Below are 18,744 nucleotides of genomic sequence, written 5' to 3'. Positions count from 1 at the left end.
CTAATATTTAGCGGCTTGTCCTTTGGCGGGTAAAGAACTTAAAATGAAGTCGCGTAAATCGTTATTAGAAAGCTTAAGATCTTCATGGCGTAGGTACATCATATGGCCGCTGCGGTACCCTTTAAAGCTTAATCTGTCTTTCATTTTTCCACTTGGGTCAAGCTGCCATAATGTGTATTTAGCATCAAAGTAATTTGTTGCGCCATCGTAGTAGCCAGCTTGAATCATCACGTTTAAATACGGGTTTTGCGCCATCGCTAAACGTAAGTTTTCGCCGGTATTATTTTTACTGCGATCCCACGGGTGAACATTGCCGAATAAATTGTATTTAACATCCGTTTTGTAATTAAGCTCCTCACGTAGGTAGTAATTTATTGCAGGCGTAAACGAATGTAGCCAAGAGGTGAGCTCAGCCCAGTAATCCGGTGATTCGCCAGCATCGCGTTTATCAATACCTAAATAGCGCGAGTCTAAACGTCCAACAGTTTGTCCGCGCTCACGTAAAAGTTCTTTCCAAAAAAATTGAGTGGGGATATCTAAGTTGTTTTGCGCTACAAACTGTTCTGAAAGGCCTGCATATTCAGCCATTTTTTTTATTATTTGGCGCTTTTTATCAGCATCGATAAAGCCGCCTTTAACGAGGGCTGGAATAAGCTCATTAATAGTAAACTGCTCAACTTCGGGTAAAAGTTCATAGAGCTCTTTTTTTTGTAAATCTTTTTTAAGTGTTTTGTGATACCACGCCGTTGCAGCAAAATAAGGTAAGCGGTTTGCCGCTTTTATAGGGCCGTCTCGTTTTATACCAATATCGGTTGGCGATACTAATACCACCCCATTAATGTACATCCACTGACTGTTTTGTAGCTCATAAGCAAGGCCTGATACGCGAGTCGTGCCATAGCTTTCGCCTATTAAAAACTTAGGTGAGCGCCATCGCTCATTTCTGTTTACAAAGGTATTTAGCCATTCAGCTAAGTATTTGATATCGGCATTTACACCAAAAAAGTGCTTTTTTTGTTTCTCTTTTGAAAGCATCTCACCTTTGGCGTTTTCTATTACACGTGAATAACCTGTATTTACAGGGTTAACATAAACAATATCTGCTACATCTAATACTGAATAGGGGTTATCTTTTACGCCATAAGGTTGAACGGGGTAGCCTTCGTCATCAATTTTTAATACGCGTGGGCCAGTGTACGCTAAGTGCATCCATACCGATGCGGAACCCGGCCCACCATTAAACGATATCAGTAAAGGGCGAGCAGCGATGTTATCGACTTTATCTCGTGTGTAATAGGTGTATTGTAACGTGGCAATAGCATCCCCCCCGTCATTCCACACAGGTTGGGTCCCTGTTTTAACGGTGTAGCTAAAGCGTTCACCATTGATTTTTGCTTTATGTTTGGTGACTACATGGCTATCAATGTCTATTTTTCGTTGATTATCTGCTAATGCAGCATTACTTATCATTATAATGGTAAGCGCTAAGGCATAACGAGTTAATTGGGAAAGCTTCATTGTCGTTCCTTATATTTGTTTAGAGGCTATTTAAAATAAAAAACACATAAATAACAAAAGTATTGAGACTAATAGCCGATAATAGTGGTTAAGCTCATTAGCTGAGTACTTGTTTATTTAATGTTAATTGCCCCTCGCGTGTTTAGCTTAGCTTAAAAATAAAGTATATTTAGCCGGCTTTAGATTTGAATAAAAATACAGAGCGGGCCGCAACACAAATGGACCTAGCCTACTTATTGGCTATATAAACAGAACTTTATTGGATGTTTTTCATTATTTGCCATTTAGAGCAAGTTTAAGTAGTAAAATAACAAGATTAAAGAGAAGTTTATGCAAAGAGTATTAGTGGTCGAAGACAGCAAAGTAGTACAACAGGTACTACGCCACTTAACGGCTCAATATTTAGATGTCGCTGTTGATTTTGCCTGGTCATTAAATGAATGCAAAGACTATATTGAGAAACATAAATACTCCTTAGCATTAGTTGATTTAACCCTTCCTGACGCCCCTAATGGCGAAGTTGCTAAATTTACACTTTCGCATGCTATTCCTACTGTGGTACTTACTTCAAAAATTGATGAATATAAGCGCCAACAAATGCTAGAGCTCGGGGTTATTGATTATGTAATAAAAGACAACCGTGACTCATACCATTACGCGATTAAGCTAGTGGCGCAGCTTTTGAGAAATCAAGGCTGTAAGGCGTTGGTTGCCGATGATTCGGTGTTAAGCCGCTCCTTAATGAAGCAAATGCTAGAAAAACAATTATTTGATGTAACCGATGCGCAAGATGGTCAGCAAGCACTCGAAATAATTAAAAGTAACCCTAATATAAAATTGCTTATGACCGATTATGCGATGCCATTGATGGATGGTTTTGAATTGGTTAAAGCGGTGCGCAATTTTAGAGGGCGCGATGATTTGGCCATCATTGGGCTTTCGGGGGCAGGTAAACATGGGTTATCGGCTCGCTTTATTAAATACGGTGCTAACGACTTTTTAACAAAGCCCTTTATGAATGAAGAGTTTCATTGTCGTGTTATGCAAACTATGGAGCAGTTGTCACTGATTGCGGATATTAAAGAAAGTGCTTATAGAGACTATTTAACGGGAATGTATAACCGGCGCTATTTTTACCAATATGCAGAGCAACTACTAAAAAAACAGCAGCAAAATACGCTTGCATTACTTGATATAGATTTTTTTAAAAACATTAATGACACGCTAGGCCACGAAGCGGGTGATCAGGCACTAAAGCAGGTAGCCACATTAATTAAAACGACGTTTTCTAAGTTTACGGTCGCTAGAGTAGGCGGCGAAGAGTTTGCTATTATACTAGATGATATAGACACCGCTCGTGGGCGAGAGTACTTAGAAGGCTTTAGAAAAAAGCTCGCCAAGCATGAATTTTTAATCGATGACAAACCGTTTTCTATCACCATTAGTATTGGTGTTGCTGATTTTCAAAACACTGATTTAACACAAGCTATGCGTGTCGCTGACGCTGCACTTTACCAAGCTAAAAATAATGGTAGGAATTGTGTTGTTTAACTATAAAAATAACACTAATAACAAGCTTACACGTGTTAGTTATTTGTAGTGCACCAATGTAGCTAAGTTGTTAAAAAAGCGCACCTATATGGTGCGTTTTTTTTGTTTTAAGCTTTTGGTTTGCTCTTATCTGGTTGATATAAAATAGATTTTAATAGTGGCACAAAGGTTGGATTATATAAGCCAACAGGATAACAATAAAGCGTCCGAGGGGGCCACTATGAAAATGATTAGTGCAATCATAAAACCATTTAAATTAGATGATGTGCGCGAAGCGCTCGCTGATTTAGGTATTGAAGGGATGACCGTAGTTGATGTTAAAGGTTTTGGACGTCAACGAGGCCACACAGAGCTGTATCGTGGAGCAGAGTATCAGGTAGATTTTATTCCTAAAATCAAACTTGAAATTGCGACTCGTACCGAAAACTGCCAACGCGTAGTTGAAGCAATTACTAAAATTGCCTCAACGGGCAAAATTGGTGACGGTAAGATTTTCGTGTACGACTTAGATCAAATCGTACGTATTCGTACGGGCGAACTTGATGAAGAAGCAATTTAAGGGGGCTGATTAATGGAAAACACAATTGTAGAACTCAAATTTTCTCTCGACACCTTTTATTTTCTGGTGTCGGGTATATTAGTAATGTGGATGGCAGCAGGTTTTGCCATGTTAGAAGCGGGTTTAGTTCGTTCCAAAAATACCACTGAAATTTTAACTAAAAATGTGGCGCTGTACTCTATCGCATGTACCATGTTTTTATTAGTTGGCTACAACATTATGTATGTAGACAACGCTGAAGGCGGCATAATTCCTTCAATTGGTGCATTAATTGGCACGCAAGCGGCCGATGCTGACCACTCTTTAGAATCTGACTTTTTCTTCCAAGTAGTATTTGTTGCAACGGCTATGTCGATTGTATCGGGTGCCGTGGCTGAACGTATGAAGTTATTTGCTTTCTTAGCATTTACAGTGATTTTAACTGGCTTTATTTACCCAATGGAAGGTTACTGGACATGGGGCGGTGGCTTCTTATCAGAAATGGGCTTTGTTGACTTTGCAGGCTCTGCTATTGTTCACGGTGCGGGTGCTGCAGCTGCGTTAGCAGGTGTAATTTTACTTGGCGCTCGTAAAGGTAAATACGGTAAAAACGGTGAAATTTACCCAATTCCTGGCTCTAACTTACCCCTTGCTACATTAGGTACGTTTATTTTATGGATGGGTTGGTTTGGCTTTAACGGTGGTTCGCAATTACTTCTTTCAGACAAAGAAAATGCAACAGCGGTAGGTCAAATTTTACTTAACACCAATGCCGCTGCGGCAATGGGTGCAATTGCTGCCTTATTTGTATGTAAAGTGTTATGGGGTAAAGCTGATTTAACTATGGTACTAAACGGCGCATTAGCAGGCTTGGTTGTTATTACTGCAGACCCACTTTCACCATCACCACTTATGGCATGTTTACTAGGCATTTTAGGTGGTTCTCTGGTTGTGTTTAGTATTGTAGCTCTTGATAAAGCGAAGATTGATGACCCGGTAGGTGCAATCTCAGTACACGGTGTATGTGGTGCCCTAGGTATTATGCTTGTACCTGTATCTAACGGCGATGCAAACTTTGTAACTCAGCTTATTGGCTTAGTAACGATTTTAGCTTTTGTTTTCGTAGCTTCATTCATTGTCTGGACTATTTTAAAGCAAACTATGGGCATTCGCGTAACAGAAGAAGAAGAGTTAAGCGGTATGGACCAACACGATTGTGGTGTTGATGCTTACCCAGAATTCGTATCTGTTCGCAGTAACTGATATTAAATAGATTAATCATTGTGTTCACAAAGCCCTACCTAGGTAGGGCTTTTTTTCGTTTCAGGGGAGGTTAACTTTTCAGGTGTTAGGCTATAACCAATATGCTAAGCTCACACTCGTGAATAAACCTTGGAATAAATTACACTTAAATGGCTGACAATAAAAAAACACCCAGTAGTAAAACCACACCTAAGCGTGCTTCTAAAGCAGCTAGCTCGCCACGCAAAGCCAAATCAAAAACCACAAAAAAAGGGTCAAACCCTGTTGTTAAACGCTCATTTATGCGAAAAACATGGTCTATATTTTGGAAGTTGAGCTTGGCTGTTTTTATTGCGATGGCTATGTATCTTATTTATTTAGATTCAAAAACAACTCGTATATTCGAAGGCAATAAATGGCAACTGCCAGCACAAGTATATGCACGCTCAATGGAATTTTACCCAGGACAGTTTTTATCAAGCCAAGAGGTTGTATGGGAGCTTGAGCGTTTAAATTACTCATCGGTCAACCGTTTAAGCCGCACCGGCCAATACGTTAAAACGCCAAACAGCATTAAAATCTACCGACGCGACTTTGAGTTTTATGATGGCTTAGAGCAAGCTCATATTATAGAGCTACGTTTTGCAGGGAAAAAAGTAGCCACAATAAAAGATAAATTTGGCAGGCGTTTAAATAGTGCGCGTTTAGAGCCTGTACAAATAGCCCGTATTGGCAACGATTCAAAGCAAGACAGAGAGTTTGTACCGCTTGATAAGTTTCCGCCGATGCTAAAAGACACATTACTAGTGGTAGAAGATCGTGATTTTTATAATCACCATGGTGTATCGGTATTTTCTATTTTACGTGCACTTTATTCAAATATTAAAGCAGGACGTACCGTACAAGGTGGCAGTACCTTAACGCAGCAGCTTGCAAAAAATATATACCTAACACGTGAGCGTTCTTTGGTGCGTAAAATAAATGAGGCATTTATTGCGCTTATTTTAGATTACCGTTATTCAAAAGATCAGATTTTAGAAGCTTATTTAAATGAAGTTTACTTAGGACAGTCTTATAACCAAGGCGTGCATGGCATGGGCTTGGCGTCTGAGTTTTATTTTTCAAAGCCTGTTGATGAGCTGGAATATGACCAAATAGCGCTACTGGTGGCGATGGTTAAAGGGCCTTCGTATTACAATCCTCGTCGTTATAAAGAACGCACTATGGAGCGTCGTGATCTAGTACTGCGCTTAATGGTTGAAAACAAACTACTAACGACAAAAGAATACCGTGCATCACTTAAACGCCCAATTGATATAGCGCCAATGAAAGCAAGTTTACAAAAGTCATACCCTGGCTTTTTAGAACTGGTAAATCGTGAGCTTAAGCAGTTATTACCTGATCAAAAAACACTAGATGCGGGTGTGCGTGTATTTACTTACTTTGATTTACAAAAACAAACGGCAATGGAAGAGTCCATTCAAAAAAGTTTACCGTATCTAGAAAAACGCCCTAATACCGATAAACTCGAAGCAGCCATGATCTCAGTTAATATCGAAAAAGGCGGTGTGTCTGCTTTAGTATCAGGGCGCGATGTTCGTTACTCAGGTTTCAACCGAGTGCTCGATACTAAACGTAATATAGGCTCCTTAGTTAAACCTGCTGTGTATTTAACAGCCCTACAGCTACCGCATTATAACTTAGCTACATTACTTGATGACTCCCCTGTACAGGTAACAAATGAGCAGGGTAAAGTGTGGCAACCTGAGAACTTTGATCACCAATACCGAGGTGCATTACCACTTTATAAAGCCTTTAGTAACAGCATTAATATTCCTGCAGTAAATTTAGGCTTAGATGTCGGTGTTGATAAAGTTGCAAACACGCTCAAAGGGTTAGGAGCAAAAGGTAATATAGATGAGTATCCCTCGCTGCTACTTGGTGCCGTAGAAATGTCGAGCTTTGAGGTTGCCCAGCTTTATACCACTATTGCAGCCGACGGCGAGTATAGAGAGCTTACAGCTATATCTGCGCTAACAGACTCCGTAGGTAAGGTATTGTATAAACATAAAGTTAAGTCAGAACCGCGCTTTGCAAAAGACGCTGTTTATATGACTAAATATGCCATGAAGCGAGTAACAAAAGACGGCACCGCTAAGCGCCTAAATTTGCACTTTCCTTCAATCCAGCTTGCAGGTAAAACAGGCACTAGTAATGATTTACGTGATAGCTGGTTTGCAGGGTTTGATCAAAATACAGTGACCGTTGCCTGGCTTGGTAGAGACGATAATAGAAGCACCGGTTTAACAGGTAGTGTGGGCGCATTGGAGGCTTATATTCGCTACTTAAAACCACTTAACCCTGAAGCTATTGCCGATACCCGCCCATCATCAATTAGATGGGCTTTCGTCAATGAAAAAACGGGTTTACAAGCCCCACCTGGATGCGGCAAGGTCATTCAGCTACCACTAAGAGCCAGTGAGTTTGAGCCAAGACCACAATGCATACGCTAATAAAATAAAAACCTTAATAATAAAACCGCTAACTCAGCGGTTTTATTATATCTAGCTTATCTATCTACCTAGTAATTAAAATTTGAAATTAAATAAATTTTAATTACTTTTATTTCCTTTTTATAAATTATTAAATAAAGAGGGAGTATAACCTGCCTAAAAAAGCATTTTACGAGGTTGAAATACAAGTGCTGTAACTAACATGTTAATAGTTTAATTAGCTGAATTATTATTTATTAAAGCTTTTAATTTGTTTCTTTAAATTAACATTTGATGTTTTGTAATTTACAAGTTGGCGCGTGAAAATAATATTAAGGTATTGATTTTTATTGCTTTTATTTCTTGTTTTATCTTTGTTTAATTAACGTATTTACAATTTGTACCCTTTTGTTACTCTCTGTATGCATTTTGTATAAAGTGCAAAAATAATTATAAACTTAACAGGGATAAGAGTATGAAAAATATTTTCAAAAAAAATCTTACGGCAATAGCGGTTCTCGCTTCACTAGGTGTAACGCTTCCAGCAGTGGCATCAGATGTTGTAGGTTCTATCGATAATATTTCTACTACAGCAGGGTATACCGTAACAGTAAAAAATCCTGCAACAGGGTTAGAAAGAACATTAAATATTTCTGAAGACGGTTCATTTAGATTTGCTTCATTGCCTTCAGGTAGCTATCAAATACAAATTTTAAAAAACGGCGCTGTTGTAGCTGAAGATAGTGTACGCGTTTCATTAGGTGCTAATGCAAAAGCGAGCTTTGATTTAGCACAGGTTAGTGATTCAGGTCCTGAAGTAATCCAAGTATTAGGCGCTCGCATTTCTTCGATTGATTTAACTACTGCCGATTCTGGTCTCGTTATTACAGATGCTGAAATAGATCGTATGCCAATAAACAGAGACCTTACCTCGGTTGCTTTATTAGCACCAGGCGCTGTAAAAGGGGACAGTGCTTTTGGTAATACTGCGTCGTTTGGTGGCTCATCAGTAGCTGAAAATGCATGTTATATTAATGGCTTAGAGGTTACTAATACACGCCAAGGCCTTGGTTGTGGTGAAGTGCCATTTGAGTTTTATGACCAATTCCAAGTTAAAACGGGTGGTTATTCTGCCAAATTTGGCCGCGCAACCGGTGGTACCATAAACACAACTACTAAAAGTGGTACAAATGAGTGGGAATTTGCGGCAGTTGTGCAATTTCAACCAGACTCTTTGCAAGAAGAAGGCAGTATCTCTCGTGGTAACAATGGCGCAGGTCAAATATTTAGAGACGAAAGCTTAGACACTGATAGCAAAACAGATGTAACTATTTCTGCTGGTGGTCCTCTAATTGAAGACACGTTGTTTTTCTATGGATTAATTAACCCAAGAGATACTGAGTCTACATACACCTGGGGTGGAGATGAATTTTCGCCAAACGATCAATACCGAAATGAATCGGCTTCTGGTGGCGATAATTTATTTTGGGGCGGTAAGCTTGATTGGGATATTAATGAAAACCATAGGTTGAGCTATTTTGCTTACTCTAATCGTCGTGATATTGAGCGTTCTGTATACGAATACAATAACGGTACTGTGGGCGATCGTATCGATGGCGCCATTTTAAAGCGTGGTGGTGAAGCACAAAGCTTAAGTTATACAGGCGTTTTAACTGAAGACCTAGTTGTTACTGCAATGGCTGGTAATATTAAAACAGAATATGAAACGCAATCAGAAAACTTGGTTTGTCCATCTATTACCGACTCTCGAGGTACTGCTAATCCAATCACTGGCTGTGGTGCAGGCGGTAGCTTTGGTGCTAATAATGATGAAAATACCCAATACCGCTTAGATGTTGAATATGTATGGAATGACCATGAAATTACATTTGGTATTGATTACCAAGAGCGTAAGTCTGAGAACATAAGTAGTCCTATCGGTGGCCATAGCTATGACTACAGAACACTTGCAGATAATGGTAGCTGGCAAGCTGATAATGGCGCGCTAACAAATAATACAGGTGCCGCGCTTGACTATGTTGAAGACCGTATCTTTGATGGTGGCGGTAGCTTTGAGTCGGAGTTAACGGCTTATTACATAGAAGATCAGTGGCAAGTAACAGAGGATTTCTCTGTTAAAGTCGGCTTACGTATTGATGAGTTTGATAGCTGGGGGACGACTGGTAAGTTACTCACTAGCTTTGAAACAGATATTGCTCCTCGACTTGGTTTCACATGGGATCCTACGGGTACAGGCGATACTAAAGTATATGGTACATATGGGCGTTATTACTTACCCGTAGCCAATAATACAATTTTTAGAGCCGCATCAGGAGTTAGTGATATAACTACCGCTTATACCTACACAGGTGTAGATTCGCAAACTGGCGCACCTACGGGGCTCACGCCTTTAGCTGACACGCTTGGAAATGGTGGTATTCAAAACTCACAGCAAGTGAGTGGTGTACCGGTTATACCTGAAAAAGATATTTTTCAGGCGCAAGAGGCTGATCCATTCTCTAAAGATGAATATATTATTGGTATACAGCAAGCGTTAAATGATGAATATACAGTAGGTGTTAAAGGTATATACCGCGAAGTTGCAACTGCATTAGATGACTACTGTGGGCGATATGCCTACCCATACTGCGTAATGATAAATCCGGGTGATTCGTCTAGCTGGTACAGCGATGGTTACTACTGGAATGGAACCGATTGGGGGGATTCATCATTCAATAACGACGGTGTTCCAGATAGTGGTTCTTTAACTACCTATTCAGCAGAAACAATAGGCCTACCTAAAGCAAATAATGAATACACCGCTGTAGAGTTTAGTCTTGATTATAAAGCTGACACTATTCGTTATCAGTTTGGTTATACATGGGCTAGAAGTGTAGGTAACTTTGAAGGTGCTGTTAAATCAGATATTGGTCAAGCTGATGCGGGTATTACCCAAGACTTTGACTTCCCAGCAGTTATGGATGGATCACAAGGTTATCAACCTAATGACAGACGCCATACATTCAAATTCTTTGGTAGTTGGGAACCGATGGAAGACTTAACAGTAGGTTGGAATGCTACTTTACAAAGCGGACGCCCTAAGAGCTTATTTGGTCAAGGATATCCATCTACCGATCCAAACTTAAATGGCGGTTGGGGTGATACTTTCTACATTTACACTAATGAATGTCCGGATACAAATGGCAACGGCGACTGTGATCAAGATGAGAAAATCTATGAAAAACATAGCCGAGGCACTAATGGCCGTACACCTTGGGTATTTAACTTAGATTTATCTGCTGCATATGATTTCACAGTATCTGATATCGACATGCGTGCATCGGTTAATGTATTTAACATTTTCAACTCGCAAACAGAGTCATCACTGAATGAACACTATGAGCAAAACGAAGGTGAAGTAAATGCGTACCATGATGCTGCATATTCTTGGCAAACACCACGTTACGTTCGTATAGGTTTAGAAGCTCGCTTTTAACACTTATTAATAACTAACCTAAAAACCCTTCTTAATCGAAGGGTTTTTTGTAATTTAAAAGCACTATTTATTATTTCATGACTTAAAAAATTGCATTGATTTTGTTAGGTCATCGGATAAACGACTAAGTTGCTGCGCATCTTGCAAAGTAGACTGCGCAGAGAGAAGAGTTTGATCTGCTAAATTACTTACTTCTTGCGAATCAGTTAGTGCTTGTGTGGTTGCGATAGATTGCTCTTTTACACTCAGTGCTATCTCTTCGCCTTGGCGTTTTATATCACCCATACTGTACTCTGCACTTTGTAAAACGTCATTTGTTTGAGTGGCGGCTTTTACCGATTGTTCCATCTTTTCAACACTTGAGCTCATTTTTTGTTGTGTATTGTTAGAGGCTTGTTGGAGCGAGCTAATTATTTGGTGAATTTCTTGGGTTTGTGTTTGCGTACGCTGGGCGAGGGTTCTTACTTCATCAGCCACAACAGCAAAACCACGACCATGCTCACCGGCGCGTGCGGCTTCAATAGCGGCATTAAGGGCCAATAAATTTGTTTGATCGGCTATTTCGCTAATGCCTTTGCTTACCTTGCTAATTTCTTGGCTGTCTTGGGCTAATCTATTTAAGGCTTGCTGGCTTTCGGTAAACTCAACTTGTAAATCTTGCATGTACCGAGCCAGTTCCATGGTGTTGTAAGAGCCTTGCTTTACATGCTGCGCTGCATCTTGCGCGGTTAACATCGCTTGATTAGCTGATACTTCTACACTGAGCGCACTTTGTTCCATATTACTAAGTGCATTGTGAATCGCGTTTACGCGTATTTGTTGTTTTTCAACATCTTGGCTTGTTTGGCTACTCGCCTGAGAGAGTGACTTAGTAGCACCACATAGCTCTAATGTGCTTGTTTTTACATTAAATAGTAAATGTGAAATTGCGCTCAGCAAAGCGTTGTAGCGAGTAGCAATTATACCCATTTCATCATTCGTGATTGAATTAATAGAGGCATTTAAATCCCCGTTTGCCGCTCTTTCAGCGGCATTAGCAAAGCGGGTAATACTATCAACTACTGCAAAATAAAAGCTAATCATTAAGTAAAGTGCAATCAATAAACTAATTAATGATGCTGCTAATACAGTGTTTCTTGTCAAGCGCTGCGTGTTCAGTTTTTCATTTATTAGCGATTCAAGGGTAGGAATGCTTTTATCAATTAGTTCGCTAATGCGATTAAGCACTTGGCTGGTAAGCCCCGCAAATTCGTTTTGTGTAAGCTGTATATCATCTGGTTCAAGTAGCCTCTTATCAATAGCTGTTTTAAAAGCGGCTATGGCATTATGTAAATTAGTTAAAGAGGGCATTAGAGCTTTATTTACAGATGTATCAGCCGTGGTGGCAATTGTAATTATTTTATCAAGTTGCTGCTGGTATAAAGGTAGCGACTTACTCAAGTTTGAAAGCGCAATAAAAGTTTCTGGTGTAAAACGCTGGTTAGTAAGAACAGTATTAGCGCTTTGCGCTGTCGCATTTATCTGTATGATAAGCGCAGGTATAGGCGTAACTAATGCGCGATTAACATAAGCACTTGCAAGCTGATTATCTAAGGCTAAATTAGACTGTATTGAAACCAGTTCAAGTACGTCATTCATTTGCTCATCTTTTACATTAAAACCACGTGCTTTTGCTACTTTTACGTTTTTATAGGTTTCACCTTGCATTTGATTTGCAAGAATCTCTCTGTAGCCCAGTAATCCTTGTTTTTGCATTTGAGAGACGCTTATACTCTCGCTTAATAAAGAGACTAAAAAAAACAAACTAAGCGCAAGGGGTAATAATAAAATACCAAAAACTAAACCAATTTTAGTTTTATATTTTAAGTTGCCCATCAATGATGTAGCCGGTGCTGCTAATTGCCTTAAGCTTGTCATACGTTTCTCTTGTAGGGTAAAAGTGAGTCTTAAAAGTGAGACCGTATAAAGGCTAAAAACCATTCAATTATCAATGCGCATAAATAAAAAAAGCCCTTACGGGCTTTTTTTAACTTTAGGGCTAATAACGCAGGTTATTAACCTGTGTTTTTTGGATGCTTATAGCTTAGCAAAGGCGCGCTCTGCAGCTTCGATAGTCGCTTGTACTTCTTGCTCAGTGTGCGCAGCGCACACAAAGCCTGCTTCAAATGCCGAAGGTGCTAGGTATACGCCTTCTTCAAGCATTAAGTGGAAAAAGCGTTTAAAGCGTTCTAAATCACATTCAGTTGCTTGCTTATAAGAGGTTACTTTTTCTGCTTCAGTAAAGAAAAAGCCATACATACCGCCAGCGTAGTTTGTGGTTAAAGGAATGCACGCTTTTTTAGCGCCAGCCTCAAAACCTTCACAAATAGCTTTAGAAATGGCTTCTAACTTATCGTGTAAACCTGGCTCGCTTAATAGCTCAAGTGATTTTAAACCTGCAGCCATTGCAATAGGGTTACCAGAAAGCGTACCCGCTTGGTAAACCGGACCTACTGGCGCAATGTAATCCATAATTTCGGTTTTGCCGCCAAAGGCACCAACAGGCATGCCGCCGCCAATGACTTTACCTAAACAGGTTAAGTCAGGTTTTATGTTGTAATACGCCTGAGCGCCACCTAATGCAATACGAAAGCCGGTCATTACTTCATCAAAAATAAGCACCGATTTGTACTCATCACATACTGCACGCAAGCCTTCTAAAAAGCCTTCAACAGGAGGAATACAGTTCATGTTACCAGCTACTGGCTCAACAATAACACAAGCAATGTCGTCAGCGTATTTTTCAAAAACAGCTTTTACTTCATCAAGGTTATTAAACGATACGGTAAGCGTGTGCTTTGCAAAATCCTCAGGAATACCTGGTGAATTTGGCACACCCATGGTAAGTGCCCCAGAGCCCGCTTTTACCAATAACGAGTCGGCATGGCCGTGGTAACAACCTTCAAATTTTAGGATTTTATCACGACCTGTATAGCCACGTGCTAAACGAATAGCGCTCATAGTGGCTTCTGTTCCTGAGCTAACCATGCGTACTTTTTCGATTGAAGGAACAAGCGCTTTTACTTTTTCGGCCATTAAAATTTCGGCCTCAGTAGGGGCGCCATAACTTAAGCCATTTTCTACTGCTTCATGCACTGCTTGCTTTATAGCTGGGTGATTATGGCCCATGATCATTGGGCCCCACGAGCCTACGTAATCAATATAACGGTTGCCATCAGCATCAAAAGTAAATGCGCCTTCTGCTTTGGTAATAAATAGTGGCGTACCACCTACACCGTTAAATGCACGTACAGGTGAATTTACGCCACCAGGAATTGAAGTTTGTGCGCGATTAAATAAATCTTGGCTAATTGTCATGAAAAATCCTATAAATTGTCGCTTGGTAAAAGTGTTTAGCTGTCGCGTTTGCGGCTAAACCAAGGAACGTCTACTTCATATTGCTCGACTTTGTTTTCTACGCCGAGGGTTAAAGCAAACAGTGCCATACGAATCAATACGCCATTTTGCACTTGGCGAAATATTGCTAAGTTGTCGTTACTGTTTAAGTCGTTATCAAGCTCGTTAGCTTCTAAACGGCTATCACGTGGAAGCGGATGCATAAGCACTGAATTTGGCTTACAGTGCGCGTTATAAATTGATTGGCTGATTCTAAAGCCGCCACGGTATTTGTTGGCTTCTTCTTGTGAAGGGAAGCGCTCTTCTTGAATGCGTGTTTGGTACACAATATCAGCTGCTAAGTTACCTTCCATTTTGTTAACTAGCTGTATTTTATGGCCTGCATTTTCGACAGCATCTAAAATACTGGTTGGCATTTGCAGCCCATCGGGCGCCACCATCGAAAACTTCACATTTTTGTAATGGCACAATAATTTAGAGAGTGAATGGACTGTACGGCCATATTTTAAATCGCCAACTAGGGCGATATGCATGCCATCAATACTTTGCTCAAATCGGTTTAGTTCACGCTCAATGGTTAGTAAGTCAAGCAATGCCTGAGTAGGGTGCTCGTTAGGGCCGTCCCCCCCATTTATAACAGGTACGGTACAACCTTCTGAAAATTCGCTTACCGAGCCTGCATCAGGGTGGCGCATAGCAACGGCATCAGCATATGCCGAGATAACGCGCGCTGTATCGTAAAGCGATTCACCTTTAGCAAGAGCGGAGCTTTGCATACCGGTTGTTTCGCGCACGCCACCGCCTAGTAAATTAAAAGCAGTACCAAAGCTTACACGCGTTCGTGTGCTTGGTTCAAAAAACAAATTAGCTAAAATAGCGCCTTCTAGCACGGTTGTTTGCTTTTGTTTTTTAGCATAAGGCTCCATTTTTTTTGCTACTGCAAAAATACGCTCAATGCAGTCTCTGTCGAGTTGATTTACCGACAGTATATGTTCACCTTGGAAACTTAACATGGGGTTATTCCTAATCAATCAAAGGGGCGCGATAATCCATAAAAATGGGGCACGCAATCGCGCGTGTTATAGCAAGTATTGTAAATTGCAGCGCAGTTTAACATGCGCTGTGATGCTTATAAATTAGGTTTTATCACCGCAAGCGCAACAATAATAAGCAGCGCAATCACTGGGAGCTCATTAAAAATACGATAAAAGCGGTCTGTTTTGGTATTTCTGTCGTGTTTAAAGTCGCTTAGTAATTTAAAACAGTAGCCGTGGTATAGATATAAAATGATGACCAGTACCAGTTTGTAGTGCAGCCACATGCTGTATCTAAACCACTCACGACCATATTCTACAATGGTGAGCACACCAAAAACGGCCGTTAAAATGGCAAACGGGGTAACAAAAAAGAGTAGCCGACGTTCCATCACTTTAAGCATTGAGTTACAGGCTTTTTCTTCGCTCATCGCGTGGTATACAAATAACCGAGGTAAATAAAAAATACCGGCAAACCAAGCAATCATAAAAAAAATGTGCAGTGTTTTATAAATTAATAAAGCGCTCATAAGAATCCTAAAGTAGGCTGTTACGAATAGTTAAAATATTATTTATTTGATCCCAGCGTAATAGCCCCATTATTTGTTGGTCATCTAGCAAGTTGTAAACATACAGGGCACCGCTGCGTTTATCTTTTAAAATATCAAAGGCATCGGCTAAGGTCGATTGGCTGCTAATACCCTGTAAACTAATGTAGTTTATATTTATGGTTTCGCCCGACATCAGAGTAAGGTCATACTCTGCTAAACGATAGCCGTTTTCTTCGTCAAAGACGATTAAAGGGGTTTGGCTGTCCATGGCATCTAGGGTGTTTTTTATTTGCTCTTTATCATCAGAATAAAGCAGCTTAAAGTTTTCATCCATATCATCCATTATGCCCACTTTTTGTAGCGCCTCCGTTGCGGGCGATACATGATAGGGGAGCCCTTGAAAATCGAGCTGTTGCAAAAATATAGACCGATTACCAAATACTTGCAGCGCCGTTACATAAGCGGTTGTTATCACTAACATGGCCGGTACAATAATCTCTGGCGAGGAGGTAAGCTCCATCACCGTTGTTAATGCAGCTAACGGCGCATGTAATGTAGCTGCGAGTAACCCTGCCATGCCTAATACGCCGTATGTGCCCGCAATGTCAGCACCTGGGCTTATAAACTGGGCAAAAAAGGCCATTAAAGTACCGGTTAAAACCCCAAGCCCAATTACAGGGCCTATTAACCCGCCTGGTATTCCTAAGCCAATTGCAAACAGGGTGGCCAGCAGTTTAGCTATTAAAATAGTGGTAAGTAGTTGCGCGTTTTCTGGCGATTCAACCGCAATCGTAATTGCGCTCATACCTGAGCCCATCGCTTGGGGCACTGCATAGGCAATAACACTCGCAATACAACCTGCAATGAGTAAACGAGGAAACATGCTTAAAGGTTTAAATGTTTTTATGATCAGCATTAAATTTTGATTAAAGCTATAGGCAATTGCCCCTAAGGCCATGCCACATAAAATTAAATATGGGTAATGCCAACCACTCAATGGCGTAATGCTAATAAGTGCCAGCTCCGAGCCTTCACCAAACACAAACTGTGTTGCTAAAGCGCCCGTTAACGCAGCAAGCATAATTGGTACAAAAATATGCACTTTATACTCACGTAGCACCACTTCCATAACAAAAATAACCGCAGCCAGTGGGGTATTAAACGAGGCTGCAATACCAGCGGCGACACCACAGCCACTTAATGTGCGCATGGCGTTGTGCGGTAAATGCAGTTTGTCGGCTAATATACTCGCGCCAGTAGCGCCCATATGAACAGATGGCCCTTCGCGACCAACCGAAAAACCACTTATTAATGCCAGTGCACCACCAACAAATTGGTTTACAGTATTGTACAAAGGCATTTGCCCATAATGGCGTTTAATACGATGAATAACAAAAGGAATGCCTAAACGATAGTGCTTAAAACCAGTAAATGCGGCAAAGGTTGCTATTAATAGCGCTGCAATTAATGGCATTAAAACCCGTTCAAGAGTAGGGATAGTGGTAAAGTTATCAGGAGTGTCTAAAAATAAGCTTTGAAAAAACAGAATCGTTAAGCGAAATAAAATGATAAAAAATGCAGCAATTAAACCAGCACTTACGCCTAATAAGCATAATTGCACAGAGGTTTTTGGTTTTGCTAATCGACGCCTGAGTTGCTCAAGCCACATGCTGTATTCTCCGCCACATTTTTTCAGCGAGCAGTTTAGCAAAAGAGCGCAGGTAAGTCCTTGTGATTTTGCAATTTTAGTTACTAATATTAACAAATATTACAGCGTCTCTCTCAATGCTATTTGTTTTGGTACCGGCCAAAGTAAAGGTTAATAAGTAAGATACCCTAACAGATGTTTGACTATACTTGATTAAAATACTCGGGTATTAGATAATCACGCCATTGCGATATTGAGGGTTTTAAAATGTCTGAAGAATTACCAATAAAGTTCAGCGATGCAGCTGCTGTTCGTGTTAAACAGTTAATCGACGAAGAAGAAAATCCAGATTTAAAACTGCGTGTTTATGTAACAGGCGGCGGTTGTTCTGGTTTTCAATATGGTTTTACTTTTGATGAAAAAGCAAATCCTGGTGATTTAGAAATTGTCAAAAATGGTGTAACGCTGGTTATTGATCCAATGAGTATTCAGTACTTAGTTGATGGCGAGGTGGATTACACTGAAGGGTTAGAAGGCGCACGCTTTTTTGTATCTAACCCTAATGCAACGACCACCTGCGGGTGTGGTGCAAGTTTTAGCGTTTAAGCAATTTACGCTTAGTTATTAAAGCCGCATTAGCGGCTTTTTTAATGTCTAAAATTCAATCGGGCTGTAGTGGGTAAATTGCATTATTAATACAAAAAAGCCTAATACAAACGCAGAAAAAGCAAGAATGTATAAAAAGCCTTTTTTACCTTGTTTAATAGGTACGCCGTAATGACGTAAAAACATAAACCATAAAAAGCATAGTAAAACTGGTAACAAAAATAAGACTCTAAACATACTTCCTCTTTAGTCCCTCAATAAGGGAAAAACGTTATTTATGGGAACTTTTTTACTGATACTGTTGTTTAAACATCAATACAGCAAGGTGATTCGCACGTTAATTTGTAACAAAGCGCTTTTATCTTACAATTAATTTTTTAGTAAAAAACTTAATATTTTTGGTACGTTAACTTAAATATTCAGCATAAGTAAAGGTTAGTGGTTGGGTAAATTTATGCAAACTATGTAATTAATTATTTAACCGAACTGTTAATAGTATATAATGTATCCAAGAGTGAGACGGGCAAAATTTCACTCTTAATAAAAACAAACCTATATCCTATTTTTGCGGGTTAGCACTGAATAGATTGGTAGGTTGAATAAGTAGCAATACCTTTGCTTATTTTAAGCAATAGCTTGCTATTGAAAAATGTAGTGGGTATCTGCTTATAT

13 protein-coding genes are annotated in these 18,744 nt (G+C 40.0%); 6 read left to right on the top strand and 7 right to left on the bottom strand.

The annotated features are described in order from the left end of the window. Positions 1-1,470 carry a S10 family peptidase gene (locus tag AN393_RS05875; RefSeq protein ID WP_408003133.1) on the bottom strand — a complete coding sequence of 490 codons (1,470 nt, stop codon included), beginning with the start codon at positions 1,468-1,470 and terminating at the stop codon, positions 1-3. 378 nt (positions 1,471-1,848) lie between these two features. On the opposite strand from AN393_RS05875, the gene AN393_RS05870 reads away from it, so the two are divergent. The 5 genes from AN393_RS05870 (at position 1,849) to AN393_RS05850 (ending at position 10,837) form a co-directional block, all read left to right on the top strand. Next, positions 1,849-3,069 carry a response regulator gene (locus tag AN393_RS05870; RefSeq protein WP_055014952.1) on the top strand — a complete coding sequence of 407 codons (1,221 nt, stop codon included), beginning with the start codon at positions 1,849-1,851 and terminating at the stop codon, positions 3,067-3,069. A 220-nt stretch (positions 3,070-3,289) separates the two neighbouring features. After that, entirely contained in the window at positions 3,290-3,628 is a 339-nt protein-coding gene (locus tag AN393_RS05865; RefSeq protein ID WP_004587162.1) for a P-II family nitrogen regulator, read from the top strand. Positions 3,629-3,640: 12 nt separating this feature from the next. Beyond that, entirely contained in the window at positions 3,641-4,870 is a 1,230-nt protein-coding gene (locus tag AN393_RS05860; protein ID WP_055014953.1) for an ammonium transporter, read from the top strand. A gap of 149 nt (positions 4,871-5,019) precedes the next feature. Beyond that, entirely contained in the window at positions 5,020-7,362 is a 2,343-nt protein-coding gene (gene mrcB, locus AN393_RS05855; protein ID WP_055017580.1) for a penicillin-binding protein 1B, read from the top strand. A 454-nt stretch (positions 7,363-7,816) separates the two neighbouring features. Continuing rightward, a complete protein-coding gene (locus AN393_RS05850) occupies positions 7,817-10,837 on the top strand; it encodes a TonB-dependent receptor (protein WP_055014955.1) in 3,021 nt (1,006 codons plus the stop codon). 75 nt (positions 10,838-10,912) lie between these two features. On the opposite strand, the gene AN393_RS05845 is transcribed toward AN393_RS05850, so the two are convergent. The 5 genes from AN393_RS05845 to AN393_RS05825 form a co-directional block, all read right to left on the bottom strand. Beyond that, positions 10,913-12,754 carry a methyl-accepting chemotaxis protein gene (locus tag AN393_RS05845; RefSeq protein ID WP_055017579.1) on the bottom strand — a complete coding sequence of 614 codons (1,842 nt, stop codon included), beginning with the start codon at positions 12,752-12,754 and terminating at the stop codon, positions 10,913-10,915. Positions 12,755-12,913: 159 nt separating this feature from the next. Then, positions 12,914-14,194 (bottom strand): glutamate-1-semialdehyde 2,1-aminomutase, encoded by a 1,281-nt coding sequence (gene hemL, locus AN393_RS05840; RefSeq protein ID WP_055017578.1) that lies wholly within the window; start codon positions 14,192-14,194, stop codon positions 12,914-12,916. A gap of 35 nt (positions 14,195-14,229) precedes the next feature. Next, the gene (locus AN393_RS05835; RefSeq protein WP_055014958.1) at positions 14,230-15,246 is read right to left on the bottom strand and encodes an aspartate carbamoyltransferase; all 1,017 of its coding nucleotides are present in this window, start codon (positions 15,244-15,246) and stop codon (positions 14,230-14,232) included. Positions 15,247-15,362: 116 nt separating this feature from the next. Further along, a complete protein-coding gene (locus AN393_RS05830) occupies positions 15,363-15,797 on the bottom strand; it encodes a CopD family protein (protein WP_024034304.1) in 435 nt (144 codons plus the stop codon). Between the two features lie 7 nt (positions 15,798-15,804). Beyond that, the gene (locus AN393_RS05825; protein WP_055014959.1) at positions 15,805-17,487 is read right to left on the bottom strand and encodes a chloride channel protein; all 1,683 of its coding nucleotides are present in this window, start codon (positions 17,485-17,487) and stop codon (positions 15,805-15,807) included. Between the two features lie 246 nt (positions 17,488-17,733). Here AN393_RS05825 and erpA point away from each other — a divergent pair, with 246 nt between their 5' ends. After that, entirely contained in the window at positions 17,734-18,072 is a 339-nt protein-coding gene (erpA, locus tag AN393_RS05820) for an iron-sulfur cluster insertion protein ErpA (RefSeq protein WP_002958911.1), read from the top strand. Positions 18,073-18,120: 48 nt separating this feature from the next. On the opposite strand, the gene AN393_RS05815 is transcribed toward erpA, so the two are convergent. Further along, positions 18,121-18,309 (bottom strand): hypothetical protein, encoded by a 189-nt coding sequence (locus tag AN393_RS05815; protein ID WP_055014960.1) that lies wholly within the window; start codon positions 18,307-18,309, stop codon positions 18,121-18,123. Between the last annotated feature and the right edge of the window lie 435 nt (positions 18,310-18,744).

The organism is Pseudoalteromonas sp. P1-25, from assembly GCF_001401805.1.
GTDB lineage: Bacteria > Pseudomonadota > Gammaproteobacteria > Enterobacterales > Alteromonadaceae > Pseudoalteromonas.
Note: the sequence above shows the minus strand (reverse complement) of the source record. Positions and strands in the feature narration are given on the sequence as shown.